General features: G+C 45.1%; 30 protein-coding genes and 1 tRNA gene. All 31 read left to right on the top strand.

The window, feature by feature from the left end:
* Positions 1–212: 212 nt before the first annotated feature.
* The 31 genes from ACHBHN_RS08260 to ACHBHN_RS08110 all read left to right on the top strand — a co-directional run bounded on the left by ACHBHN_RS08260 (position 213) and on the right by ACHBHN_RS08110 (position 26,180).
* Positions 213–428 carry a YozE family protein gene (locus ACHBHN_RS08260; protein ID WP_105111139.1) on the top strand — a complete coding sequence of 72 codons (216 nt, stop codon included), beginning with the start codon at positions 213–215 and terminating at the stop codon, positions 426–428.
* Between the two features lie 318 nt (positions 429–746).
* On the top strand, positions 747–1,769 hold the full coding sequence (locus ACHBHN_RS08255) for a PhoH family protein (RefSeq protein ID WP_105123138.1): 1,023 nt from the start codon (positions 747–749) through the stop codon (positions 1,767–1,769).
* Complete coding sequence (locus tag ACHBHN_RS08250) at positions 1,759–2,256, top strand: GNAT family N-acetyltransferase (RefSeq protein ID WP_105123139.1); 498 nt, start codon at positions 1,759–1,761, stop codon at positions 2,254–2,256. The genes ACHBHN_RS08255 and ACHBHN_RS08250 overlap by 11 nt, the downstream gene beginning before the upstream one ends.
* 61 nt (positions 2,257–2,317) lie before the next feature.
* A tRNA-Thr gene (locus tag ACHBHN_RS08245) sits at positions 2,318–2,390 on the top strand.
* Positions 2,391–2,658: 268 nt separating this feature from the next.
* Entirely contained in the window at positions 2,659–4,389 is a 1,731-nt protein-coding gene (locus ACHBHN_RS08240; protein ID WP_394732486.1) for an ABC transporter ATP-binding protein, read from the top strand.
* Positions 4,386–6,125 (top strand): ABC transporter ATP-binding protein, encoded by a 1,740-nt coding sequence (locus ACHBHN_RS08235; protein WP_394732487.1) that lies wholly within the window; start codon positions 4,386–4,388, stop codon positions 6,123–6,125. Before ACHBHN_RS08240 ends, ACHBHN_RS08235 begins: the two co-directional genes overlap by 4 nt.
* Positions 6,126–6,351: 226 nt before the next feature.
* Positions 6,352–6,510 carry a hypothetical protein gene (locus ACHBHN_RS08230; RefSeq protein WP_161948244.1) on the top strand — a complete coding sequence of 53 codons (159 nt, stop codon included), beginning with the start codon at positions 6,352–6,354 and terminating at the stop codon, positions 6,508–6,510.
* A 425-nt stretch (positions 6,511–6,935) separates the two neighbouring features.
* Positions 6,936–7,175: a GlsB/YeaQ/YmgE family stress response membrane protein gene (locus ACHBHN_RS08225; protein ID WP_105110353.1), complete on the top strand. Its 240-nt coding sequence runs from the start codon at positions 6,936–6,938 to the stop codon at positions 7,173–7,175.
* Positions 7,176–7,196: 21 nt separating this feature from the next.
* Positions 7,197–7,772 carry an alkaline shock response membrane anchor protein AmaP gene (amaP, locus tag ACHBHN_RS08220; RefSeq protein WP_105123188.1) on the top strand — a complete coding sequence of 192 codons (576 nt, stop codon included), beginning with the start codon at positions 7,197–7,199 and terminating at the stop codon, positions 7,770–7,772.
* Between the two features lie 8 nt (positions 7,773–7,780).
* Entirely contained in the window at positions 7,781–7,972 is a 192-nt protein-coding gene (locus tag ACHBHN_RS08215) for a DUF2273 domain-containing protein (protein WP_105123189.1), read from the top strand.
* 34 nt (positions 7,973–8,006) lie between these two features.
* Positions 8,007–8,504 carry an Asp23/Gls24 family envelope stress response protein gene (locus ACHBHN_RS08210; RefSeq protein ID WP_394732488.1) on the top strand — a complete coding sequence of 166 codons (498 nt, stop codon included), beginning with the start codon at positions 8,007–8,009 and terminating at the stop codon, positions 8,502–8,504.
* 24 nt (positions 8,505–8,528) lie between these two features.
* Positions 8,529–8,720: a CsbD family protein gene (locus tag ACHBHN_RS08205; protein ID WP_105101041.1), complete on the top strand. Its 192-nt coding sequence runs from the start codon at positions 8,529–8,531 to the stop codon at positions 8,718–8,720.
* Between the two features lie 29 nt (positions 8,721–8,749).
* Positions 8,750–9,274 carry an Asp23/Gls24 family envelope stress response protein gene (locus ACHBHN_RS08200; RefSeq protein ID WP_105110349.1) on the top strand — a complete coding sequence of 175 codons (525 nt, stop codon included), beginning with the start codon at positions 8,750–8,752 and terminating at the stop codon, positions 9,272–9,274.
* A gap of 137 nt (positions 9,275–9,411) precedes the next feature.
* Positions 9,412–10,038: a TrkA C-terminal domain-containing protein gene (locus ACHBHN_RS08195; RefSeq protein WP_394732489.1), complete on the top strand. Its 627-nt coding sequence runs from the start codon at positions 9,412–9,414 to the stop codon at positions 10,036–10,038.
* A 16-nt stretch (positions 10,039–10,054) separates the two neighbouring features.
* The gene (locus tag ACHBHN_RS08190; protein ID WP_105123257.1) at positions 10,055–10,756 is read left to right on the top strand and encodes an HAD family hydrolase; all 702 of its coding nucleotides are present in this window, start codon (positions 10,055–10,057) and stop codon (positions 10,754–10,756) included.
* A gap of 198 nt (positions 10,757–10,954) precedes the next feature.
* Positions 10,955–12,463, top strand: a complete 1,509-nt coding sequence (locus ACHBHN_RS08185) for a PTS transporter subunit EIIC (protein ID WP_105123190.1) — start codon at positions 10,955–10,957, stop codon at positions 12,461–12,463.
* Between the two features lie 197 nt (positions 12,464–12,660).
* A complete protein-coding gene (locus tag ACHBHN_RS08180; protein WP_105123191.1) occupies positions 12,661–13,362 on the top strand; it encodes an N-acetylmannosamine-6-phosphate 2-epimerase in 702 nt (233 codons plus the stop codon).
* A gap of 54 nt (positions 13,363–13,416) precedes the next feature.
* Positions 13,417–14,730 (top strand): ABC transporter substrate-binding protein, encoded by a 1,314-nt coding sequence (locus tag ACHBHN_RS08175; protein WP_105160630.1) that lies wholly within the window; start codon positions 13,417–13,419, stop codon positions 14,728–14,730.
* Positions 14,731–14,824: 94 nt separating this feature from the next.
* Positions 14,825–15,712, top strand: a complete 888-nt coding sequence (locus ACHBHN_RS08170) for a carbohydrate ABC transporter permease (protein WP_161943016.1) — start codon at positions 14,825–14,827, stop codon at positions 15,710–15,712.
* Positions 15,713–15,725: 13 nt separating this feature from the next.
* Positions 15,726–16,556 (top strand): carbohydrate ABC transporter permease, encoded by an 831-nt coding sequence (locus tag ACHBHN_RS08165; protein ID WP_105110344.1) that lies wholly within the window; start codon positions 15,726–15,728, stop codon positions 16,554–16,556.
* 331 nt (positions 16,557–16,887) lie between these two features.
* Positions 16,888–17,337, top strand: a complete 450-nt coding sequence (locus ACHBHN_RS08160; RefSeq protein WP_105123193.1) for a YhcH/YjgK/YiaL family protein — start codon at positions 16,888–16,890, stop codon at positions 17,335–17,337.
* A gap of 9 nt (positions 17,338–17,346) precedes the next feature.
* Positions 17,347–17,973: a DUF624 domain-containing protein gene (locus tag ACHBHN_RS08155; RefSeq protein ID WP_105160631.1), complete on the top strand. Its 627-nt coding sequence runs from the start codon at positions 17,347–17,349 to the stop codon at positions 17,971–17,973.
* 43 nt (positions 17,974–18,016) lie between these two features.
* Positions 18,017–18,937: a dihydrodipicolinate synthase family protein gene (locus tag ACHBHN_RS08150; protein WP_105160632.1), complete on the top strand. Its 921-nt coding sequence runs from the start codon at positions 18,017–18,019 to the stop codon at positions 18,935–18,937.
* Between the two features lie 12 nt (positions 18,938–18,949).
* Positions 18,950–19,846, top strand: coding sequence for an ROK family protein (locus ACHBHN_RS08145; RefSeq protein ID WP_105160633.1), 897 nt, complete (start codon positions 18,950–18,952; stop codon positions 19,844–19,846).
* Between the two features lie 4 nt (positions 19,847–19,850).
* The gene (locus ACHBHN_RS08140) at positions 19,851–20,819 is read left to right on the top strand and encodes an acetylxylan esterase (protein ID WP_105160682.1); all 969 of its coding nucleotides are present in this window, start codon (positions 19,851–19,853) and stop codon (positions 20,817–20,819) included.
* A 117-nt stretch (positions 20,820–20,936) separates the two neighbouring features.
* Positions 20,937–21,872 carry a manganese-dependent inorganic pyrophosphatase gene (locus tag ACHBHN_RS08135; protein ID WP_105160634.1) on the top strand — a complete coding sequence of 312 codons (936 nt, stop codon included), beginning with the start codon at positions 20,937–20,939 and terminating at the stop codon, positions 21,870–21,872.
* 43 nt (positions 21,873–21,915) lie between these two features.
* On the top strand, positions 21,916–22,380 hold the full coding sequence (locus tag ACHBHN_RS08130) for a phage tail protein (RefSeq protein WP_105160635.1): 465 nt from the start codon (positions 21,916–21,918) through the stop codon (positions 22,378–22,380).
* 150 nt (positions 22,381–22,530) lie between these two features.
* Positions 22,531–23,484, top strand: coding sequence for an iron chelate uptake ABC transporter family permease subunit (locus ACHBHN_RS08125; RefSeq protein ID WP_105160636.1), 954 nt, complete (start codon positions 22,531–22,533; stop codon positions 23,482–23,484).
* Entirely contained in the window at positions 23,481–24,449 is a 969-nt protein-coding gene (locus tag ACHBHN_RS08120; RefSeq protein ID WP_105160637.1) for an iron chelate uptake ABC transporter family permease subunit, read from the top strand. The genes ACHBHN_RS08125 and ACHBHN_RS08120 overlap by 4 nt, the downstream gene beginning before the upstream one ends.
* Positions 24,449–25,201: an ABC transporter ATP-binding protein gene (locus ACHBHN_RS08115; RefSeq protein WP_394732542.1), complete on the top strand. Its 753-nt coding sequence runs from the start codon at positions 24,449–24,451 to the stop codon at positions 25,199–25,201. Before ACHBHN_RS08120 ends, ACHBHN_RS08115 begins: the two co-directional genes overlap by 1 nt.
* Positions 25,202–25,214: 13 nt before the next feature.
* The gene (locus tag ACHBHN_RS08110; protein WP_105160639.1) at positions 25,215–26,180 is read left to right on the top strand and encodes an ABC transporter substrate-binding protein; all 966 of its coding nucleotides are present in this window, start codon (positions 25,215–25,217) and stop codon (positions 26,178–26,180) included.
* Positions 26,181–26,194 lie beyond the last annotated feature (14 nt).

The following is a 26,194-nucleotide window of genomic DNA, read 5'->3' as shown; positions in this document are numbered from 1 at the left end:
CGAAAGTCACTCCCCTGACTAAATGAATCGAACTGCGTTCGTTCTATTTCCAACCTCCGAAAGTCACTCCCCTGACTTTCGGAGCCATCCAACATCACCTCAGGAAAGTCTGAAAAGAGACTTTGCCTACAAACTGAGTTTGTTTTACTTTATGGAGAATCCTTTGGTTCTGAACTGAAGGATTCTTTCATTATTAAGGAGAATAGGATATAATGAGAAGAACCTTTTATAGCTGGTTGATGACCCAGCGCAATCCCAAGTCCAACGAGCCTGTGGCTATTTTGGCTGATTATGCCTTTGAAGAGTATGATTTCCCAAAGCAATCAACGGATTTTGATGAGGTCAGTCGCTTTTTGGAGGAGTCGGCCAGTTTTGCTTTTTCAATGTCTGATTTTGACGCCATTTGGGAGGACTATATGGCCCATTAGCCTACTCTGCATATAGGATTGTTTCATATAATCATACTAATATAAAAGCAAAAATGTAAAATATACATAAAAATAAAAAATTAATGTTCATTTAGTTGCAATTTATCACTAAATAGGGTTATAATACAAGTGTAAGAATAATTCCTTACGAAAATCGTGGAGATCTACTTATTCCTTTATAACCTAATCCCTTTATATAATGAACACGGTCTCCATAGGAGCAGAGAGGTGATCTTCTCTGTTCTTTTTGTTTTCACAAGGCCAGTTTGAGAGATTTTTGGTATAATAATAGAAAAGCACAGGTAAAGGAGCAAGTCTTTGCAAGAACATTCTATTGATATTCAACTCAGCCATCCGGATGATAGTTTTAGTCTTTTTGGGTCCAATGAGCGCCATTTGCGTCTGATGGAGCAGGAGCTGGGAGTGGTCATTCATGCTCGGACAGAAAAGGTCCAGGTCATTGGTCAAGCTGACCATGTTGAGCAGGCCCGTCTGGTCATCCAGTCCCTCTTGGTCTTGGTCAATCGCGGGCTAACTGTGTCAACGCCAGATGTGGTGACGGCTATTTCCATGGCCAAAAATGATGAAATCGAAAAATTTGTCGCCCTCTATGAGGAAGAAATCATCAAGGACAATTCTGGCAAGCCCATTCGTGTCAAGACCTTGGGGCAGAAGGTTTATGTGGATGCTGTCAAGCGACATGATATTGTCTTTGGTATCGGTCCAGCAGGGACGGGAAAAACCTTCCTGGCTGTGACCTTGGCTGTCACCGCCCTCAAGCGTGGCCAGGTCAAGCGGATTGTCCTGACTCGTCCTGCGGTTGAGGCTGGTGAAAGTCTGGGCTTTTTGCCGGGGGATTTGAAGGAGAAGGTTGATCCTTATCTGCGTCCCGTTTACGATGCCCTCTATCAGATTTTGGGTAAGGAGCAGACCACTCGTCTCATGGAGCGGGAGATTATCGAAATTGCACCTTTGGCTTATATGAGGGGGCGGACGCTGGAAGATGCCTTTGTCATTCTGGATGAGGCGCAAAACACTACTATCATGCAGATGAAGATGTTTTTGACCCGTCTCGGTTTTAATTCCAAGATGATTGTCAACGGGGATATTAGTCAGATTGACCTACCTCGTAAGGTCAAGTCTGGTTTAATTGATGCTACGGAAAAATTGAAAAATATTTCGCAGATTGATTTTGTCTATTTTTCTGCCAAGGACGTGGTCCGTCATCCGGTTGTTGCTCAGATTATCAATGCTTACGAACAAGATGCATTAGTAGCAGATAGCCGAGTAAGTTTTGAGGTGATTGGGGAGCCTAGTGGGAGCGAAGAGGATGAAGATTAGTCAATTTTCAAATCATTATCAAGTCCGAAAGCTAACTGAAGCTGACTTAGAGCGGGTTTTGGTTCTTTACCAGACCAATCCCCTCTATTTTGAACATTATCCGCCTAGTCCGAGTTTGGAAGGTTTGCGGCAAGATTTAGTCAATTGTCCGCCTGGGAAGGACCTGTCAGATAAGTATTTTGTCGGTTACTGGTGGGACAATCAGTTGGTGGCAGTGCTGGATTTGATTGCTGGCTATCCTGATGACCAGATAGCTTACATTGGTCTCTTTATGGTGGACGGTAGCTGGGCTGGTCAGGGGATAGGCTCCAAAATCATGGCAGAGCTAGAAAGTCAGTTAGGACAGTATTTCCAAAAAGTCAGACTAGGCTATGTGGCGGCCAATCCACAGGCCAGTCGATTTTGGCAAAAGCAGGGCTTTGAAAGAGTTGCTGAGAAAACTGTAGAATCTATTCAGATATGTATAGCGGAAAAGAGTCTTTTATAGGCTTTTTTTCTTTCAAAAAATATTGACAAATTTCCAGAGTATGATATACTGATAAGGTACTGCTGGTTTAGCTCAGTCGGTAGAGCGCATCCATGGTAAGGATGAGGTCGCCGGTTCAATCCCGGCAACTAGCATATAGTTGACAAACGGTCCGGATGGGTCGTTTTTTTACCTAAAATACCTTGACAAGTCAATATATTTTGATAAAATAAGTGGTAGAATAAGGAAAGGAGTACTACAATGAACAATACAGTATTTATCACAAAACAAACTGTTTTTCATAAACCACTCCTTTTTAAGCAACTATAATAGTCTATTTGAACGGACTTGAGGGAGCCTAGGCGGAGTGTGTCGTCTAGGCTTTTTTGCGTGCTTAGAAAGGTTTTAAGATAAGGGAGATATATGTTCAGCTTAATTTTTGATTATGTCAAGCGGCACAAGTGGCTCTACTTGCTGATCGCTGTGACCTTGATTATTTACGACGCCACGCTCTTGGTGCCGACCCAGGTTATCCAAAGAATGGTCGACACCCTGGCGTCTAATGGCTTGACCGAGAAAATGTTGGTCCAGGATATGACCCTGCTTTTCCTGGTGACCCTGGTCAACTATGCTACAGCCTTCATTTGGCATCTCAAGCTTTTTCAGTCTTCTATCAATTTCAAATTTGACATGCAGCAGCGGGCCTTCCGAAAAATGGTTGTCATGCGGACGCCTTTCTATGAGAAGTTTCGCTCTGGGGATGTCATGACCCGCTTTTCAACGGACGTGGACGGGCTGATGGAAATGGTTGGTTACGGGCTCATGATTGTGGTCTATGCAGGAGGCATGTTTGCCTTTGTCATTCCATATATGTTTATCATCGACTGGAAGATTTCTCTGGTGGCTCTGCTTCCTATGCTGGCTATGACTGCGGCTATCTTTTTCATCGGCCGCAAGCAGGATGAGGCCATTGAGGCCAACCGGGAGGCCGTTGCCCAGCTCAATAATGAGGTTTTGGAAGTCGTAGAAGGTATTCGGGTCACACGTGCCTATAGCAAGAAGGCCACTCAGAAGGCCAAGTTTCAGGAGCGGACACGGCAGCTTGCCAAGGGAGGAGACCGGATTACCTCCCTCCAGTCCCTCTACAATCCCTTGGCTACTTTGGCTCTGGGCTTATCCACTATTTTGGTTCTGGTCATGGGGACAGTGGCTGTCAAGTCCGGTCAACTGTCTATCGGCCAGGTCATCGCCCTCCAGCTCTACGTTGGTTCACTTCTCGAGCCTTTCTGGATGCTGTCGGATTTCATCTTGGTCTACCAGACCGGCAAGACCTCATTTGAAAAGCTGCAGGAGCTGATTGATACAGGGGATGATTTGGAAGTTGATGGTTTTGGGGAAATAGCAGAGCTGTCCAGTCTGGCTTTTGAAGGGTACAGCTTTAGCTATCCACAGGCAGACCGGCCGAGTTTGCAGGACATCCATTGGACCCTGAAAAGAGGGCAGACAGTCGGTATCGTTGGGAAAACAGGGTCAGGCAAGACCACTCTGGTCCGCCAATTCCTCCGTCAATATCCAGTCGGTCAAGGCAGTTTTACGATAAATGGCCAATCAGTTCTGGACTTTAAACGCGCATCTATCGAGGAAAAAATTGGCTACGTTCCTCAAGAGCATATCCTCTTTTCCAAATCGGTCGGCGAAAATATTGCTCTTGGTAAGCTGGATGCCAGTCCTAAGGAGATTGAGCAATCGATTGCGACAGCGGCCTTCATTCAAGACTTGGAGCGGATGAGTGATGGGCTGTCGACCATGATTGGTGAGCGGGGTGTGTCCATTTCTGGCGGCCAGAAGCAACGGATTTCCATTGCACGGGCCTTTCTGCGAAAACCAGACCTGCTGATCCTGGATGATTCCCTGTCGGCAGTAGATGCTCGTACAGAACGCCAGATTATTGAAAATATCCAAAAAGAACGGGTGGGTAAAACCAATGTCATCGTTACCCATCGCCTGTCGGCTGTTAACCATGCAGACTGGGTGCTGGTTCTGGATGAGGGCCGCATCGTTGAAGAGGGCCGTCCAGCAGATTTGCTGGCGCAAGGTGGCTGGTACTTTGAACAATACCAGCGACAACAAAGCCAGGAAGGAGGAGGGGAATGAAGATTTTAGGATTTTTATTGCGACAAATCAAGCAGGTCAAATGGCTATTTGCCATTGCGATAGCCTTCTATCTCCTGGCTTCTGCCATGGTGCGTTTGGCACCGCTCATTGTCCAGCAGGCTATTGACGGTCCCTTGACGGATTTGAGCAAGGGGCTGCCCTTTGATCAGGCTGCCTTTTTGACCAAGGCTAGTCAGTATATGGGGATGACGGTCATCGGTAGTCTGGGCTTTTATCTGTCCATGCGCCTGCTTATGCACTGTGCCAATCGGATTGCGGAGCTTTTGCGAAATCAGGCCTACGATGTCATGCAGCGCCTGCCTATTTCCTACTTTGATGACAAACCAGCAGGTAAGATTGCGACTCGGATTGTCAATGATACCGAGACCCTGCGCAACCAGTTCTATGGGACCCTGGTCTACGCCTTTAATAACCTCATCCGTCTGGCATTTACCTACGGTGTCCTCTTTTACATGAATGCCACCCTGGGCTGGCTCATGCTGGTCTTGATCCCACTCTATATCGCTATCCAGTATGCCTATAAGCGGATGACAGACAAACCCATGAAGGACTTTTATGATGCCAGGAGTGATGTCAATACCCAGGTCAATGAAACCATGAACGGGGCTAGTCTGATCCAGCTTTTCGGTCAGGAAGAGGCAGTCATGGAAGAGTTTGAGGCAACGGCAGATAAGATGCGACGGGCCGATAACCGAATTATCTGGGCCCAATCCTTGGCGACCTGGAACCTGAGTGGTTTCCTGCAAAACTTGGTGGTCACTGGTATTCTTACGGTGGTTGGCTATCAGTTTCTCAAGGGCCAGCCGGGGGTTAGTCCAGGCAAGCTCTTTGTCTATGTCAACTATATTGAGGGAATTTTTATTGCCCTGGGTTCCTTGGTACAGCAATTTCCAAATATGCTGCGGTCCTTTGAAACGGGCAAGCGTTTGATGGCCCTCTTGGAAGAAGAGACGGAGCCAGATAGAGAAGAGATCTTGCAGGTGACTGATGGTCAAGTTATATTTGATCATGTCCAGTTTGCATATGAAGAAGGCAAGGCAATCTTGAAGGATATCTCTATCCAGGCGGACAAGGGACAGACAGTGGCTCTGGTGGGCCATACTGGTTCGGGTAAGACGTCGATTATGAACCTACTCTATCGCTTTTACGATCCCCAGGTTGGGCGGGTCTTGATTGATGGTCAGGATATTCGCGACTATTCTCGCGAAAGCCTGCGCAGCCATATGGGGATTGTCCTGCAAGATCCTTATCTCTTTACGGGGACCATTGCCAGCAATGTGGCCATGGATGTGGACCAAATGGACCGGGAGCGCGTGCACCAGGCTCTGGAAAAGGTTGGAGCTGGGCCGATGTTGGTTCGTCTGGAAAAGGGAATCGATGAGCCTGTTGTCGAAAAAGGTTCGGCCTTCTCCAGTGGAGAGCGGCAGTTGATTGCCTTTGCCCGGACCCTTTATTCTGACCCAAAGATTCTGATCCTGGATGAGGCGACTTCCCACATTGATACGGAGACTGAGGAAATCATCCAGCATGCCATGGAAGTGGTCAAGGAGGGGCGGACAACCTTTATCATCGCCCACCGCCTGTCGACCATTCAAAATGCAGACCAGATTCTGGTCCTGGACCAAGGTCGCATCATTGAACAAGGCCGTCATGATGACTTGGTCGCTCTAGGTGGTGTCTACGCCCAGATGCAGGCTATTCAGTCTAAAGTCTAGTGTTTATAAATCTATTGAATCTCAGTCTACGGGCTGGGATTTTCTTTGTTTCTATCTATAATACTCAATGAAAATGTCCATGGTTGAACTCTGTCGTGCCCTTATTTCAAGGCGATAGGCTGAAAATTTCCCCCGAAACTCTTCACTCAACAAGGCTGTTGACAATGGATAGATTTGATTTTTCAAGAGTAAAGATAGTATAATGATAGTACAAGGAGATTTGCCTATGAAATTTGATTTGAAGAATATCTACATCCGCATCGCTTTGGCCTTGTTCTATGTCCTAGTGGCCAGCCTTGGCAAGTATCTGCTCCATATGGAGGTCAAATGGTGGATTTCGGTCGGAATTGTGCTCCCCTTTGTGCTCTTTTATAAGGAGAAGTAGCTTAAGTTGTCTCATTTGAGGAAGTCGTTGGATATTCAACGGCTTTTTTTGTTCAGAAAAAGTGACAACTTATAAATTAAAAAAGCTAGTCAATGTGGTTTCTTTTGAAGTGAAAACTGAAAAATCGTGTTATTTTTTCCTCTTATTTTCCTCATTATCTGACATTTTAGGTTAGAAACTGGCTCCTCCTGAAAAGAAATATCAAAAAAACAGCACCTAAAAATCGCATAAAATAGGCATTTTTAAGAAATTTTCCAACTTTTTTTGAAAAAATAAGAAAAAAGACTTGCCAATTCTCCAAATTGATGATATACTGACAACATAAAGATGAATAAAAGTTGTCACTTATAAAGTGACATTGCTATTATTCATCTTTATAACCCAAAAATCGATTTTTACTATTTTTATCTAAAAGGAGAATTTATATGATTTGGTCACTTATTGTTGGTGGATTTATTGGAGCTATCGCTGGTGCGATTACGAAAAAGGGTGGTTCAATGGGTTGGATCGCGAACATTATCGCTGGTCTAGTCGGATCATCTGTTGGTCAAAGTTTGTTTGGTCACGGCGGTCCGAGCCTTGCAGGTATGGCCTTGTTCCCATCTATCCTTGGTGCGGTTATCGTTGTAGCAGTTGTATCCTTCTTCTTTGGCCGTAAGGGTTAATGAAACTAGAAAGAGGCCTCGATGTCTAAAGTAAAAAAAATACTGACTGCTAGCCTCTTATTGCTGGTCCTGCTCTTCCTCTTGCTGACTTCTTTGAAGTTTGCAGGAGGGGGCCATCTTCCAGCGGAGCTAGTAGCATGGATTCCTCAATGGCCTGTCCATCAGGTTGTTGCTCCCTTTCTCAATCCCCTTGCATTTTGGGGCTTGATAGGACTGGCAATTCTGACTGCGGTCCTGCTCCTGGTAGTCCTTTTCTACCCTAAGCGCTATGCAGAGATTAACCTCATCCAGGAAAATGGTGGCAGTCTTCTAATGAAAAAATCTGCTCTCGAGTCCTATGTAGCGATCCTAGCAGAAGAATCTGGCTATATGAAATCTGCAAGTGTAACAGTTATTCCCTATAAGAAGCGTCTTAAAGTCAAGCTTGCGGGTGATCTTGCTAAAGCTGGCTCCCTTGGTGAGCAGACTAGTCTTTTGGAGAAAAGCATTCAACATGGTTTGCGTCAATTCTTTGGAATGGAGCAGCCAATCAACTTTACTGTTCTTGTCAAAGATGTTGCAAGCAGTAAACAGTCGCGTCCTTCTCGCGTAGAATAGAGGTGTACATGAAATCAGTCAATAAATGGACTCTTCCTCTAGTGGGAGGTGCCGTCGGTCTTGTATTATCTATCTTATTTCTGAGTCTTGGATTTTTCAAAACTCTCTTAGTCTTAGTTTTGGTTGCAATCGGAGTAGGGGTAGGCTTCGGCCTCCAGGAGACAGGTCTCTTGGAAAACTATTTCAATAAGCGCTATTAAGTTTAAATAGAATTTTATATTTTCGGAGGTCATTATGACAGAACAAAATACACAGGTAATCAATGGTGAATTGACCTATGCGGACAAGGTCATTGAAAAAATTGTTGGCTTAGCTTTGGAATCAGTAGACGGCTTATTGGCTGTGGATGGCGGATTTTTAGCTAACTTGAAGGATAAATTGGTCAACACTGAAAATGTCCGTTCAGGTGTGAATGTAGAAGTTGGGAAAAAACAGGTTGCAGTCGATTTGTCGATTGTAGCTGAATACCAAAAACATTTGCCGACTATCTACAAGGCTATCCAGACAGTTGTTGAGTCAGAAGTCAAGCGTATGACGGACTTGGAAGTTGTTGAAATCAACGTTGAAATATCTGACATCAAGACGCGGGCTCAATTTGAAGCTGATTCTATTAGCTTGCAGGACCGTGTTTCAGATGCAACTCAATCAGTAGCAGATTTTACAGGTAGTCAGGTCAAGAAAACTTCAAGAGGTATTGAAGAATTGACTGCTAAAGAACCCCGTGTCATTTAAGAAATAAAAGAAAGAGGAAATCCTATGTCAGAAGAAAAAGTAAATGCAAAAGCAGAAGAACTTGTTGGTGGTGCTAAAAACCTTGTCGGTAAGGCAACTGGCAACAAGGAAGTAGAAGCAGAAGGTAAGGTAGAGCAATTGGCTGGTAAGGCTAAGGCTGCTATTGCCGACGCTAAAGATGCCGTTAAAGGCGCTGTTGAAGGTTTGAAAAAATAAGTTTTATCTATAGAAAGAGAGAATAGGAAATGAAAGAAACGAAGAATACACAAGTTGAAGCTGTAAAAGGTACTGTAGAATACGCAGACCAAGTGATTGAAAAAATGATTGGCTATGCCTTGAAAACTGTTCCAGGTCTTTTGTCAGTCAGCGGTGGTTTCTTGACGGATTTCAAGAACAAGCTGGTCAATAGTGACAATGTGAGAGAAGGCATCAACGTCGAAGTTGGTACCAAACAAGTTGCAACAGACCTGAAGATTGTGGTAGAATATGGTAAAGATATTCCAGCTATCGTTGAACAAATGAAAGCTGTCATCAGCAAAGAAGTTGCGGCTATGACTCACTTGCAAGTAGTAGAAGTGAACGTAGAAGTTGTAGACGTACAAACGCGTGAAGAGTTTGAAGCGGCATCTGTTACCTTGCAAGATCGTGTAACTGAAGCAGGTCAAGCTACAGGTCAGGCTATCGCTTCTCAAGCAAACAAGGCTGGTGAATTTGTCTCAGAAAAAACAGGACAAGTGAAGGAACAAATCCAATCATCTCGCGTAGAGTAGACTCAGTCTAATCAGTTCATCAATTAAATAGGGTTCAGGGCATGATTCTTGCCTAGGACCAATTAAAGGAGTGAGTTTCGGGATCATGGAAGGTGATACGGTACCGCTCCTTTTGTCTATGGAAAGAAGGAAGATTTATGCCAAATCGAAAAATTGTAAAAGCGTCTAAGTACCAGCAGATTGCGGTCGGAGTGGCGCAACGGATTGTCTCAGGTGAATATGAAGTAGGTGAGCGAATCAAGTCTCGTTCGACCCTGGCTAGTATGTTTGGGGTCTCGCCGGAGACCACTCGTAAGGCCTTAAATATTCTGGCCGACCTCCATATCGTGTCGGTAAAGCATGGTAGTGGAGCGATTGTCTTATCCAAGGAAAAGGCCCACGATTTCATTGATAATTTTGAAATGACCAGCTCCCTAAAATCGCAAAAAGACCGGATTTTGGAGAAGATGGACCAGCAGGAAAATATGCTCAAGGAATTGCGTGGCTTGGTTTCTGTCTACTTGGATCAGACCAAGCGCGTGCAAAAGAAATACCCTTTGGAGCCCTACGGTTTAAAGTTGACAGCTGACTGTGAGTTGCTGGGCAAGCAGTTGGTGGATGCACGTATCTGGCACCACACAGGAGCCATCATTGTCGGTATTGAGCGCAATGAAGAGCTCTTGATTTCTCCTAGTCCATACCAGACTCTGGAGAAAAATGACCTGGTGTATTTTGTCGGAGAAGAGCAGAGTTATCTGCGGATGAAAAATCTCTTCGGTTTATAAGAGGTAAGTAATGACAATAAAGGCACTTGTATTTGACTTAGACGATACCTTATATGACCAGATTCAGCCCTTTGAACGGGCCTTGAAACGACATTTGTCGGTGCCTGAGGAGCAATTGGTTCACCTGTATCTGGCCTTTCGCCACTATGCGGATCAGGTTTTTGAAGCGGCTGCGACTGGCAAGATCAGCCTCAAGGACAGTCATGTTTATCGGATGAAGGCAGCCTTAGCTGATTTTGGTTACCAGGTGTCCGATGGGATGGCCTTGACCATTCAAATCGACTACGACTATTATCAAGGGCAATTGGAACTCAGTCCGATTTATCCAGCTATTTTTGAGGCTTGCAAGCAGCGGGGTATTTCTCTTGGCATCATTACCAACGGTCCCCATCGGCATCAATTGCGGAAAATCCGAACCTTGGGCCTACAAGATTGGATAGAGCAGGAGAAGATGGTTATCTCGGGGCAGGTTGGGATGACCAAGCCCAATCCAGCTATTTTCAAGCTGATGGAAGAGCGCCTGGGAATGGCGGGTCAAGAAATCTGTTATGTCGGTGATTCATTTGAAAATGATATCATCGGTGCCAAATCAGCTGGCTGGCAGGCCATCTGGTTCAACCACAGAAAACGGCAGCAGCCGGAGACAAGTGTGGAACCGGATAAGGTTGTGACCGAATGGCTTGACTTAGAAACAGCTATTATAGAGATGGGAAACTAGCTTAGGCTGGTTTTTTATTTTGGAGCTAATCGAAAGTAATTTCACAATTTATAAAATTTATCTATAATCTTAAAACTACTTTCTAAACAAGTTCAGATGGTTGAAATTCCTAAAAACTATGCTTATAATGTTTTTGTAAACGTTAACATTTTGTAAAAGAGCGATGATGTCGCTCCATGCTTTAGAAAGGAGTTTCTGATGAACTTCAAGAAGTTTTCTCAGTTGGGGCAGGCTTTCATGCTGCCCATATCTATCTTACCGGTTGCTGGTTTGCTCCTGGGTATCGGGGGTGCCTTGTCCAACAGCAACGCGGTTTCTCAATTTCCTGTATTAGACCAGGCTTGGTTACAGGCAACTTTCACCATTATGAGTACAGCTGGTAGTGCTGTCTTTGCTAATTTGGCCCTTATTTTTGCGGTCGGAGTTGCAGTTGGTCTGGCAGATGCCGACAAGGGAACAGCTGGTTTATCAGCTGCGGTGTCCTACTTGGTGTATACAGCTACGATTAGTGGTTTTCTACAGTTATTTGCAGAAGAAGGTGCTAGTATTGACACAGGAGTGGTCGGTGCTTTGGCTATTGGTATCACAGTAGCAAATCTCCACAATAAATATAGGAAAATTGAGTTACCAGCCTTCCTAGGTTTCTTTGGAGGTTCGCGCTTTATTCCAATAGTGTCGTCTTTTGCAGCCATTGCCTTTGGTGGGATTTTCTATTTGATTTGGCCACCGATTCAGGGGCTTTTGGTGACATTCGGTGAAACAATATCAGAAATGGGAAGTCTAGGAACGTTCCTTTATGGATTTGGCTTACGGTTAACCGGAGCTTTTGGTTTACACCATACTATCTATCCGATGTTCTGGTATACTTCACTGGGTGGAAGTGAAGTAGTTGCCGGTGAAACGATTCAAGGTGCTCAGAATATTTTCTTTGCTCAATTGGCTGATCCCAACCATACTGGATTATTTACATACGGGACTCGTTTCTTTGCTGGACGCTTTGCGACTATGATTTTTGGTTTGCCAGCTTCTTGTTTGGCGATGTATCATGCCATTCCAAAGGAAAATCGTAAAAAAGTTGGCAGTTTCTATTCAAGTAGTGCCCTTACGTCCTTGTTGACAGGTATTACAGAACCAATTGAATTCTCCTTCCTATTTGTTGCTCCATGGTTGTACGTCGTCCATGCTTTCCTAGATGGTGTCTCCTTCTTGGTAGCTGACTTGCTACAAATTCGTATCGGGAATTCCTTCTCTGGTGGTTTGATTGACTATCTTATCTTTGGTGTTTTCCAAGGCAATGACAAAACCAACTGGCTCTTGGTGCTTCCAGTCGGTTTGGTCTGGGCAGCTATGTATTATGTTGTTTTCAAATTCCTAGTGACCAAGTTCCATGTTCTAGTGCCTGGTATGGAAACGGGTGATAGCTCTGCAAATTCTGATAAGGTATTGAAAAACGGCTCAACCCTCTATGATAGTGCCATTTCAATCATTGATGCCTTGGGTGGCGAAACCAATATTGAACACGTGACAGCCTGTGCGACTCGCCTCAGAGTATCCTTGAAGGACAGTCAAATGGTTGACAAGGATGTCCTGAAAGCGATTGGAGCAACAGCAGTTCTGGATGTGAAAGATGGTATTCAAGCCATCTATGGCGGACGGGCTATTCTCTATAGCCAAGAAATCAATCAGATTTTGGGCAGAGAAGAATAGCAAGGACAATCGACCAGCTTCGGCTGGTTTTTACTTTTGAAATTTTCTGACTTCTGAAAGTAGTTTTAGGAATATGTTAGATTTTACAATTTTTGAAACTGAAACCTATTATATGGCAATATATTGAATTATTGTATCCGAGGCGTTATAATAACAATGTAAGCGCTAACTCGGATCCGTCATTGAAAGGAGAATTCATGGCTAAATTGAGTAAGGAGGCCTTGATTGAACAAATAAAACCAGGAATCATCATTTCTTGCCAAGCCCTACCAGGTGAGCCTCTGTATAGGGAAGAAGGCGGGATAATGCCCCTCATGGTTAAGGCAGCCCAGGAAGCAGGAGCTGTTGGTATTCGGGCCAACAGTGTTCGAGATATTAAAGAAATTAAAGAAGTGACCAACCTACCTATTATCGGTATTATCAAGCGGGATTACCCACCACAGGAGCCTTTTATCACAGCGACCATGAAGGAGGTCGATGAGCTGGCAGCCCTGGACATTGAGGTCATTGCACTAGATTGTACCAAGCGGGAGCGGTACGACGGTTTGACTATCGTCGAGTTTATCAAGCAAATCAAGGAAAAATACCCAGACCAGCTCTTCATGGCAGATGTTTCCACCTATGAAGAAGGTCTGACAGCCTACGAGGCAGGTATTGACTTTGTCGGCACCACTCTCTCAGGCTATACTTCTTATAGCCGTCAGGGAGAAGGACCAGATATCGAGCTAGTAGATCGATTGGTTAAGGCGGGCATAGATGTCATTGCTGAAGGCAAAATCCATTATCCGGACCAGGTTAAAACGATTCACGACCTTGGTGTGGCAGGAATTGTAGTTGGTGGGGCTATTACTCGACCAAAAGAAATCGCAGAGCGTTTTATCAAGGCTTTGCAGGCTTAAATTGTCATCAAACTCCCCACAGGGGAAAATTAAAAAAATAAAAGGAGTAGAATGATGAAAAAAATCATGCATTCATTGTTAGCAGGTGCAGCTATTTTGTCACTTGCAGCTTGTGCCAATAAGGCAAGTGACACTACCGCATCATCTGCAGCAGAGTCAGGCAGCTCTGACAAGACAGAAATCACTTGGTGGGCCTTCCCAGTCTTCACGCAAGAAAAAACAGAAGATGGTGTGGGTACCTATGAGCAAAAAATTATTGCTGCTTTTGAGGAAGCAAACCCGGATATCGATGTAAAATTGGAAACCATCGACTTCACATCTGGACCTGAAAAAATCACGACAGCTATTGAAGCGGGCACTGCGCCAGATGTGCTCTTTGACGCACCAGGTCGTATCATTACCTACGGAAAAAATGGTAAATTGGCTGATTTGAACGACCTCTTTACAGATGATTTTGTTAAGGATGTCAACAACGATAACATCATCCAAGCGTCTAAAGCTGGTGATACAGCCTACATGTATCCAATCAGCTCTGCTCCATTCTACATGGCCTTTAACAAAGCGATGTTGAAAGATGCTGGTGTTCTTGATCTTGTCAAAGATGGCTGGACAACAGATGACTTTGAAAAAGTCATCAAGGCTTTGAAAGACAAAGGCTACAACCCAGGTTCCCTCTTCTCGAATGGTCAAGGTGGTGACCAAGGTACTCGTGCCTTCCTTGCGAACCTTTACAGCGGAAGCATCACAGACCCTGAAGTAACCAAGTACACAACTGACTCAGAACAAATGATTAAAGCCCTTGATAAGGCAGCTGGCTGGATCAAAGATGGCTACATGATGAACGGTTCTCAATATGCTGGTGGTGACGATATCCAAAACTTTGCAAATGGTCAAACATCTTACACCATCCTTTGGGCACCATCTCAAAATGGTATCCAACAACAATTGTTGGAAGCATCAGGCGTAGAAGTGCTTGAAGTTCTCTTCCCATCAGAAGATGGTAAACCAGACCTTGAATACCTTGTAAACGGCTTTGCAGTCTTCAACAATGGCGACGAAGCGCGTGTAGCAGCATCTAAGAAATTCCTTCAATTCATCGCAGATGATGCTGAGTGGGGACCTAAGAACGTTGTTCGTACAGGTGCCTTCCCAGTTCGTACATCCTTTGGAGCACTCTATGATGATGAACGCATGGCAATGATTGACGAGTGGACTCAATACTACTCTCCATACTACAACACCATTGACGGTTTTGCTGAAATGAGAACACTTTGGTTCCCAATGTTGCAAGCAGTATCAAATGGCGAACAAGACGCGGAAACAGCTTTGAAAGACTTCACTGAAAAAGCGAACGCAACCATTAAATAATATTTGAAAGTTGGCTCCTTTTCTAATCCCATTTCTATCGAGGTCTAGAAAGGGAGCTCTTGCTTTCTAATTTGAAAGAATTGAGGTGTTTGCATTGCAAATCAACAAAATACGAATGCGGGAAACCATTGTTTCTTACACGTTCTTGGCCCCAGTTTTGGTATTCTTTACCGTCTTTGTCTTGGCACCTATGGTCATGGGATTTGTGACTAGTTTCTTCAACTACACCATGACGGACTTTACCTTTGTCGGCTTAGATAACTATGTGCGGATGTTCAACGATCCTATCTTCATCAAATCCTTGATTAACACCTTGGTTATCGTTGTGGGATCAGTGCCAGTCGTGATTTTTTTCTCGCTCTTTGTAGCGGCCAATACCTACCAGAAAAATGTCATCGCTCGTTCCTTCTATCGAGCAGTCTTCTTCCTACCGGTGGTTACTGGTTCGGTAGCCGTAACGGTTGTCTGGAAATGGATTTACGATCCTCTGTCGGGTATTCTTAACTTTGTTTTGAAATCAGGTGGTATTATTGAACAAAATATCTCTTGGCTTGGGGACAAACAGTGGGCCCTCTGGGCAATTGTCATCATTCTCCTGACTACATCTGTCGGTCAGCCCATTATCCTCTATATCGCTGCTCTGGGAAATATTGATAATTCCTTGGTAGAAGCAGCACGGGTAGATGGTGCCAATGAAACCCAGGTTTTCTGGCAAATCAAGTGGCCTAGCCTCTTGCCTACAACCCTTTACATTACAGTTATTACAACCATTAACTCCTTCCAGATTTTCGCGCTTATCCAGCTCTTGACATCTGGTGGACCAAACTATTCAACATCGACCCTCATGTACTATCTCTACGAAAAAGCCTTCAAGCTTTCTGAGTATGGCTATGCCAATACCATGGGTGTCTTCCTTGCAGTCTTGATTGCTATCATTTCCTTTATCCAATTCAAGGTTCTTGGAAATGATGTGGAATATTAGAAAGGAGGTCAAGATGAAAAAGAAAACCATTACCCCATTTTCAATCCTATCTTCAGTGATTTTGTTGACCTTGACTGTCCTCTTTATCTTTCCTTTCTACTGGATTATGACAGGGGCCTTCAAGTCTCAACCCCATACCATTGTCATTCCGCCCCAGTGGTGGCCAACTGAGCCAACCCTGGAAAACTTTGTCAAGTTGACTGTGCAAAACCCAGCCCTGCAATGGTTGTGGAACTCAGTCTTTATTTCCTTAGCTACCATGATTTTGGTCTGTGCGACCTCATCCTTGGCAGGCTATGTTCTGGCCAAGAAACGCTTCTACGGTCAGAAAATTCTTTTCTCTATCTTCATCGCGGCCATGGCCCTGCCTAAGCAGGTAGTCTTGGTGCCGCTGGTACGGATTGTTAATTTCATGGGTATCCACGATACGCTTGCAGCGGTTATTTTGCCACTGGTTGGCTGGCCATTCGGTGTCTTCCTCATGAAGCAATTCTCAGAAAATATCCCGACCGAGCTTTTGGAATCAGCTAAGATTGACGGTTGTGGCGAGCTATCTACCTTTTGGAATGTGGCCTTCCCAATCGTAAAACCTGGCTTTGCGGCCCTGGCAATCTTTACCTTTATCAATTCTTGGAACGACTACTTCATGCAATTGGTTATGTTGACCTCTCGTCAGAACCTGACCATTTCCCTGGGGGTTGCGACCATGCAGGCCGAGATGGCGACCAACTACGGTCTCATCATGGCGGGTGCTGCCATGGCGGCCGTACCGATCGTAACCGTCTTCCTTGTCTTCCAGAAATCATTTACACAGGGGATTACCATGGGTGCTGTGAAAGGCTGATGCTCGTCGAAAATGGCTTTGTCTCGTCGTTATGTCGTCTCGGTAAACTTTAGTTATACCTTTGACTTCCTTGCCTAGATGCCAAGCCATTTTCTTGGAGCATCCCGTTGGAGTGTTGATGAAGACTGTTTCAGCTAGGCTAAAAGAAATTTACATTGCCAAATCCCGTTGGGTTGGTTGTTCAGTCTTCGTGGGAAATAGTACGAGACTTGGTCGATTTGGTTTGACGAGTGAAAACCTCCACCGTAGCTTTTCACTCACCAAGGCTCTTAACAACGGATGATTTTGATTTTCGCAGAGTATTAAAGCAAATATAGATTAGAGGTTGTATATGATTTACGATCTGATTGAAAATATTGCAACATATAAGGGACTGGATCCGCATCTGGATCTGGCCATCGATAGTATTTTGAGTGGTGACTTCAAGACACAAGATCCTGGCAGGTACGAGCTGGCTGGGGACAAGGTTTTCTGCTTTGTTCAGGACAATCAGCTAGTGGAGCCAGGGCAGCGTTTTGAATACCATAGAAATTATGCAGATCTGCATTTTCTTCTAGCTGGTCAAGAAATGATTTCCTACGGATATGACGGTCTGGAGGACTTAGAACCTTATCAAGCCCAGTCAGATGTTGGCTTTGTGATGGCATCCAGTCAGCTTGATTTGACCATCAATGATGAGTACTTTGCCTTTTTCCTGCCAGGAGAGTCTCATTTGCCCAACCAAAAAGCGGGTGAAGGAGAACAGGTCCGCAAACTTGTGTACAAAATTTTGATAGAATAGGAGATTTCCATGAAAAAGACAGGTGGTCAGTTATTACAATCTTTATTCGATGTCAATCACCCATTTTGGAAATCGGTGGAAAAGGTCTTCACCATTTTCCTTCTGAATATTTGCTTTGTGGTGACCAGTTTGCCTGTCTTGACCTTTGGAATTGCCCGCCTAGCTCTCTTTGCCAGTTTGGACATCCTTAGAAAGGAAGGAAAAGTAGCTGTTCTTGCGACCTATCCTGTCATGGTGAAGCGGTATTGGAAACAGGGCTTGACCTTGGGTCTGCTGGAAGGTCTCTTGGTGGGAGTCTGCATCCTGAACTTATTCTTGACTTCGGGTGTGACCTCGCTGCCCATACAAATTCTGCGCCTGGTCTGCTTTGCGACCCTCATCTTTAGTCAGTTGATGATTCCCTACCTCTATCAAGTGGCCAGTCAAGTAGAATTGCCCTTGGTTCAGCTGGGCCTGACCGCCCTGATGCAGTCGGCTCGAAACCTTTGGTTGACCTTGGCTATTGTCGTGGTACTTCTGGTCCTAGTCTTTGTAGCTTTCTTCAATGGTCTGACCTTTTTGGTCGTCCTCTCATTGCTGGCTACTTTCGGCTACGCGGGCCTGGTCTATCTCTTCCTTCTTTACTATAAATCCTGAAATCTTGAAATCCTGAAAAACTGATAAATTTGAAAGGAATCTTATGTCTCATTTAGAAAAATACAAAGGAATTATCCCAGCATTTTATGCCTGTTACGGCGAAAATGGAGAAATTGATTCGCAACGTGTCAAAGAACTGACCCGCTATTTTATTGAAAAAGGAGTAAAAGGACTGTATGTCAATGGTTCTTCTGGTGAATGCATTTATCAGAGTGTGGCGGATCGTAAGTTAGTCCTTGAAGCAGTTATGGAAGAGGCGCGTGGTAAATTGACCATTATCAACCATGTGGCCTGCAACAATCTCAAGGACAGTCAAGAATTGGCCTGTCACTCTGAAGAATTGGGTGTTGATGCCATTGCGGCCATTCCGCCGATTTATTTCCGCCTGCCAGAGTACGGCATCGCTGACTACTGGAACGGCATCAGCAGTGCCGCACCAAATACGGACTTCATGATTTACAACATTCCGCAGTTGGCTGGTGTGGCTTTGACGCCAAGCCTCTACAAGGAAATGCTGAAGAATCCTCGTGTCATCGGGGTGAAAAATTCATCCATGCCAGTGCAGGACATTGACACCTTTATCAACATTGCTGGTCCAGACTATATTGTCTTCAATGGTCCAGATGAGCAATTCTTGGGCGGTCGTCTCATGGGAGCTGGCGGTGGTATCGGTGGTACCTATGGTTCTATGCCGGAACTCTTCCTGGCCCTAGATGACTTGATTGCCAAGAAAGAACTGGAAAAAGCCCGTGAACTCCAGGCTGAAATCAACCGAATTATTACGAAACTCTGCTCCGGTCACGGTCACATGTACGCTGTCATCAAGGAAGTTCTCCGCATCAATGAAGGCCTGGACATAGGATCAGTTCGGGAACCATTGTCCTCTCTTAAAGATACAGATTTGGCCATTGCCAAGGAGGCGGCGGCCATGATTACTCAAGCTAAGATAACGTTTATCAGCTAATGGAGGTGACTTATGACACGCTATTTAGCAGTAGATATAGGTGGTACCCAGATCAAATACGGACTGGTTAATCAGGATGGGAAACTTCTGGAGCAGTATAAAATGGATACCCAGGCTCACCTGGGAGGGCCACATATTCTTGCGACAGTTAAGGATTTGGTAAGAAAATACAAGGACAATTCTGATATTGCAGGTGTAGCTATTTCGTCAGCAGGAATGGTCGACCATGTTAAAGGGGAAATCTTCTACTCTGGGCCGCAAATTCCTAACTACGCTGGGACAAAATTTAAGGCTGAAATTGAGGCAACATTTGGCCTGCCTTGTGAAATAGAAAATGATGTCAATTGTGCTGGCCTGGCCGAAGGGATTTCTGGAGCAGGTCGGGACAGTCAGATTAGCCTCTGCCTGACTATTGGAACAGGCATTGGTGGCTGTCTCCTTATCGACAAGGAAATCTACCACGGATCCAGTAATGCAGCCTGTGAAGTAGGCTATCTCCCCTTGTCTGACGGGGCCTTTCAGGATATTGCTTCAACGACAGCTCTAGTTCAGCATGTGGCAGACCTGCATGGGGATAATCCATCCGAATGGGATGGGTATCGGATTTTTCAAGAAGCCAAAAATGGCAACAGCAAGTGTCAAGTGGCTATTCATCAACTAGTGGACAATCTTGGTAAGGGCATTGCAACCATTACTTATGTAGTCAATCCGGAGATTGTCATCCTAGGTGGTGGAATAATGGGGCAGAAAGAATATCTGGAACCCATGATTCAAGAAGCAATAAAACGTCATTTATTACCAAGCTTGGTTGAAAAAACAAGGATTGCATTTGCTAAACATGAAAATGCAGCTGGCATGCTAGGGGCCTTCTATCATTTTGCCCAAAAACAGGGCTTGAAAGTTGGGTGAGTCTATGATTGATACCATGTCCCTGGAGGCTATGCGTACCTATCGTGGTCGTCACGAACTTCCAGAAGATTTTGATAGTTTTTGGCAGCAACAACTAGCTGCTTTGCCAGAACTGCCAGATTATGATTTGCTTGAAAAGCCAGCTGGTTTGCTTGGTGTGACTTGTTATGAACTCTATTTTACAGGTACCAACGGTTCACGGGTCTTTGCCAAAACTATTTTTCCGGAAGCTGAACAGCCTGTGCCTGTTCTCTTCTATTTCCACGGCTACCAAGGCCAATCACCTGACTGGGCTGAATTGCTCAAGTTTACGGCAGCTGGCTACGGTGTTGTGGCCATGGACGTGCGTGGTCAGGCCGGTTGTTCCCAGGATTTGGGCCAATTTAAGGGCCTGACAGTCAAGGGGCAGGTCATTCGTGGCATGTTGCAGGGACCAGACCATCTTTTCTACAAGGATGTTTACCTGGATGTCTACCAGCTGATTAAGCTAGTGGCTGGCTTTGACTTTGTGGATGAGCACCAGCTGATGAGTTATGGGGCCTCCCAAGGTGGGGCCTTGGCTCTGGTAGCGGCCAGCCTCTATTCAGACCTATCAAAATGCCTGTCTATTTATCCTTTCCTATCGGACTTCAAGCGAGTCTTGGAATTGGGTAATAACAGCGAGGCCTATGATGAGCTCTTCCGTTATTTCAAATACTCGGATCCCTTCCATGAGACGGAGGAGCAGGTATTGCAGACCCTGTCCTACATTGACATTAAAAACTTGGCTCATTTGGTAAAATGCCCTGTGGCCATGGTGACTGGTCTAGAGGACGGAGTTTGTCCACCTTCGACCCAGTTTGCGGCCTATAACCGCCTGGAAGTTGAAAAAGAAATGAAAATCCTTCCAGACTATGGGCACGATGCCCTCAACGTCAAGGTTAATGACTATGCCTTTGATTACTTGGTGGGGACACGATTTTTAGGTGATTAATTTTTCGATACAATGAATGCAGAAACTAGGTCGTGAAAAGCCTGGTTTCTTTTGTTTTCAAGCGTCAGCTTTTATGGTAAAATGTAGGAGATTATTAGAAAAAATGAGGTTGTAGACATGTCTAAATTTTTAGTTTTTGGTCACCAAAATCCGGATACAGATGCCATTGCATCATCATATGGTTGGGCTCACTTGGAGCGCGAAGTGTTTGGTCGTGATGCGGAAGCAGTTGCACTTGGAACGCCAAATGAAGAAACAGCTTTTGCCCTTGACTATTTTGGTGTTACTGCACCGCGCGTGGTTGAGTCTGCTAAGGCAGAAGGCGTTAGCCAAGTCATCTTGACTGACCACAATGAATTCCAACAATCAATCGCAGACATCAAGGATGTGGAAGTGGCAGCTGTTATTGACCACCACCGTGTCGCAAACTTTGAAACGGCAAATCCATTGTACATGCGTTTGGAGCCGGTTGGTTCAGCATCTTCAATCGTTTACCGTGCCTTCAAAGAAAATGGTGTGACACCTCCAAAAGAAGTAGCTGGACTTCTTCTATCAGGTTTGATTTCAGATACGCTCTTGCTCAAATCTCCAACCACTCACGCAACAGATCCACAAGTTGCAGCTGAATTGGCTGAAATTGCTGGTGTGAACTTGGAAGAATACGGCTTGGCACTCTTGAAAGCAGGTACCAATCTTGCTAGCAAGTCAGCAGAAGAATTGATCGACATCGATGCAAAAACATTCGGCTTGAATGGAAATGACGTGCGTGTAGCCCAAGTCAATACAGTGGACATTGCGGAAGTCTTGGAACGTCAAGCAGAAATCGAAGCAGCTATGACAGCAGCATCAGCAGCAAATGGCTACTCTGACTTTGTTTTGATGATTACAGACATCGTTAACTCAAACTCTGAAATCCTTGCGCTTGGTAGCAACATTGACAAGGTGGAGGCGGCCTTTAACTTCAAGTTGGAAGACAACCACGCTTTCCTTGCTGGTGCCGTTTCACGTAAGAAACAAGTGGTACCACAATTGACAGAAGCGTTTAACGCATAAATACCTAGCACCTTCGGGTGCTTTCTTTATTGAAAGGAAAATCATGTCTTATACAGTAAATTTCAAAGAAGTCGAAACGATAGGCTTGGAAACAAGTCCAGTCGCAGAAGTCTTGGCCGGTCTGCGTGCCAACGAAGCCCGCTATTTCTGGAACAAATACAAGCAGGAGTTCGTGGTCTATAGCCCAGAGGAGAAGCCTGAAATCCTGCCCTTCATCGAGAAGGTCTTGGCAGAGCGGGACATGAACTTTCTATATACCCCGCTTAACGTAGCCCAGCTTGAAGTAGATGGCATTCTCTGGTCATTTGTCTTTTATGACAATGGCCTGGCTGTCAATGTCCTCTATACGCTGGAAGAAGGAGGCAAACGAGCGGTCGGTTTCAAATTGTCAGACGGCATTGACATTCCCAAAGAATTTGAAGGCAAATTCAAGTTTGCCCGCCAACGCTCCAAACTAGCTGGGGAAATCCGTGGAACTTACTTTAATGTTAAGGGTGAATATTTATAAGTTAGAATCTCAAGCAGTTGATTTTGCTTGGGATTTTTTATGCTGTTGAGACTGACTCTGTTTTAAATTAGAATTATCTGACAATTATAATCAAAGATTGACATTTACCTGCTTTTCTGTTAAGCTTGTACTATTGAAAAATGAGGTATCATGAAAAATAAAATTCTCCTAGCTGGTCTGACGGCTAGTTTAATCATTCTTTCTTTATCCATTGGCAGTCATGCCGGCTTTTCCTGGCTTGGGCTTTTTCAGGGACAGGATACGTCTAGGATCCTCTTTTGGGAATCGCGTCTTCCCAGAACTCTTGCCATTATCTTAGCCAGTGGGGCCATTTCCCTGTCGGGCTTGCTCATGCAAACCGTGTCACAAAATCCCTACGCAGCCCCCTCGACAACAGGGACGACAGAGGCAGCCCAGCTGGGTATTCTCTTGTCTTTATTTGCCTTTCCCAAGGCCACTCTCTTTCAAAAAATGAGTTTTGCCTTTCTTGCTGCCCTGCTCTTTACAACGGTTTTCATCCAAGTTATCCGGCGCTTGCAGTTCAAGGAAAAGTGGGTTCTGCCCTTGGTAGGGCTGATTTACAGTGGTATTATCGGCTCTTTTGCCCAGATGATTGCCTTTCGGTTTAACCTCATTCAGTCCATGACCGCATGGAGTCAGGGTTCTTTTTCCATGATTCAGCGCAATCAGTACGAATGGCTCTTCTTGTTGGTTTTCGTTTTGATTGCCATTTGGTACTATTCGGATGCCTTTTCGGTCATGGCTCTGGGTGAGGATGCCAGTCGGAATTTGGGTTTGCCTTACCAAGCCTATGAGACCTTGGCTCTAGCCTTGGTGTCTCTGACCTCGGCTGTGACCATGATTACGGTCGGCGCTCTGCCGTTTCTGGGCGTTATCATTCCCAATCTGGTTCGGCAGTACGCAGGCGATTATTTCAAGAAAGTCAAAGGCTTGGTGGTCATCTGGGGCATCCTCTTGGTCTTGGTCTGTGACATCTTGGCACGTTTGGTCATCTGGCCTTACGAGGTCTCAGTTTCTTTGATTTTGGGGGTGGTCGGCACCCTAGCCTTTCTCCTCATTATCTGGCAAGGAGCGCGTGCATGAACCGTATCAAACGCTCAACCTTGCTTCTGATTGGCATTTTGTCGGCCATCGCTGTTTTGGGGACGCTATTTTATCTCCTGCCAGATGGTAGCCTGCCCAATTCTTACATCCTGAACCTACGCTTGAAAAAATTGCTGGTCTATCTGGTGGTGGCTGTCATTGCTAGTTTTTCCACCTTCAGCTTTCAGGCGGTGACGGGCAATCGATTCCTGACCCCGTCTGTGCTGGGACTGGAAAGTTTCTACGTCCTTATGCAGTCTCTTTTCCTATTTTTCTTTTGGAAATGGTCGCAGGGATTGGCACCCAATTCCCTGACCGAATTTTTCATGGTGCTGGGCTTGCAGGCTGGATTTTTCTTGCTCTTGCAACCAGCTATCAAGGCACTTTTGAATAAGGGAATTGGTCTTATTCTTCTCATTTGCATGACCTTGGGAACCTTTTTCCGTAGCACATCCACCTTTCTACAAGTCTTGATGGAGCCCAATGAATACGACAAACTGCAGTCCAAACTCTTTGCCTCCTTGCAGAATGTCAATGAGGGCGTCCTACTTGTGGTGGTGGGATTGGCCATTCTGATTTGTGGTTTGCTCTACCGCAAGGGCAAGGTACTGGATACCTTTTATCTGGGAAAAGACAATGCTCGGCTCTTGGGCGTGGACGTGGAAAAGGAGCAGCAACAGCTTCTCTGGTTGGTTGCTCTGTTAGTTTCAGCCTCCACAGCCTTGGTAGGTCCCTTGTCTTTCTTGGGCTTCATTCTGGCCAATCTCACCTATCAGCTGGTCAATGATTTTCGTCATCGAACTCTCTTTTTAGTTGGCTCTCTGCTCGGCTTTGTTAGCCTTTTACTGGCTCAAACCTTGGTCGAAAGAGTCTTTAACTTCAATATCAGCATTCGGACGGTCATTGAATTGATCGGTGGCATTTTCTTCTTTTATCTCTTGTACAAGGAGCGTAATAAGCTATGATTAAAATGGAAAATATTTCCAAGAAATATGGGACCAATCCAATCTTAGACGAAATTGGTCTTAACATCGAAAAAGCTAAGTTTACCGCCTTTATCGGACCAAATGGCGCAGGCAAATCAACGCTTTTATCGCTGATTAGCCGACTTTTGCCCAAGGAGCAGGGGCTGCTCTATATCAAGGGGCAGGAAATCGAAAGTTGGGACTCGGTTGAATTAGCCAAGGAATTATCCATGCTCAAGCAAAAGGTAGATTATCAAGTCAAATTAACGGTCGAGGAGCTAATTTCCTTCGGTCGCTATCCCTACAGCAAGGGACGCTTGACAGCTGTCGACTATGAGCATATCAATCAGGCTATTTCCTATATGGAATTGGATAATTTCCGCGATCGTCCTATTGACCAGTTATCGGGGGGGCAGTTGCAGCGGGTCAACATTGCCATGATTTTGGCTCAGGATACGGAGATTATCCTCTTGGACGAGCCGCTCAATAATCTGGACATCAAGCAAGGGATTTTGATGATGAAAACCCTCCGTCGTCTGGTGGATGACCTGCACAAGACGGTGGTGGTTGTCATTCACGACATCAATGTAGCTAGCCAATTTGTCGACCAGATGGTCGCTTTTAAAGACGGCAAGGTCTATGCCCAGGGGCAACCCCATGAGGTCATGACGGAGCCTATCCTCAGCTCCCTTTATGATATGGAGCTGACCATCGCCGATATTGACGGCAAGAAAATTTGTCTCTATAAATAGAAAGGAAAAAATTATGAAACGCATCACACTCGCATTTTTAGCACTCTTTAGCATCATTGCTCTAGCTGCTTGTTCGTCAGCGGAGCAGGTCAGCACCTCTCAGGACATTACTATTCAAACCTCGACGGGTGAGACAACCGTTCCAAGTAATCCCCAAAAGATTGTGGTTTTGGACTACGGTGTGGCTGACAGCCTGCGTGCCCTTGGCAAGGAAGACACTATCGTCGGGATGCCAAAAGACAGCCTGCCAACCTATTTGAAGGACTTGAAGGATAAAAAAGAGATTACAAACGTTGGTAATCTGCGCGAAGTCAACCTTGAAACGGTTGCGGAGTTGGAACCGGATTTGATTATCCTGTCCAGTCGTACGCAGGACCAGCAGGCAGAGTTTGAGAAAATTGCGCCAGCTATATACTTTGAGAACTCTACTTCTGATTATTTGAACTCTGTCAAGACCAATGCTACTGAATTGGCAAAACTCTTCGGAGACGAGGTAGTCAAAGAAGCTGAAAGCAAGCTGGCTGATATCGACACACTTGTTCAAACGGCTCAAGACAAAAACAAGGACACTCAATTGACCACTCTAACTGTCCTGCTCAATGAAGGCAGTATGGCAGGCATTGCTCCAGACGGCCGTTATTCCTTTATTTATAAGACATTGGGCTTTCAACCAACTGACCTCAAGCTGAAAGAAAACACCCAAGGAAATCAAGGCAGAAGTCACGGTTCCAGCCTGAGCTTAGAGAGTGTCAGCCAGATCAACCCAGACATCATCTTTGTTGTTGACCGCACCCTGGCCATCGGTGGCGACGATACGCAAAATTCGGACATTCTCAACAACGCCCTCATCCAGGATACCAATGCTGGTAAGAACAAGAAAATCATCACGCTGACACCAGACCTCTGGTACCTGTCAGGTGGTGGTCTTGAGTCAACCAAGCTTATGTTTGAAGAAGTAGTTGCTCATCTTGAAAAATAAAATGCTCGACTAGA

The sequence above is a fragment of the Streptococcus sp. A22 genome (assembly GCF_043674215.1).
GTDB classification, from domain to species: Bacteria; Bacillota; Bacilli; order Lactobacillales; family Streptococcaceae; genus Streptococcus; species Streptococcus suis_V.
This window is presented reverse-complemented; position numbering and strand designations above follow the sequence as displayed.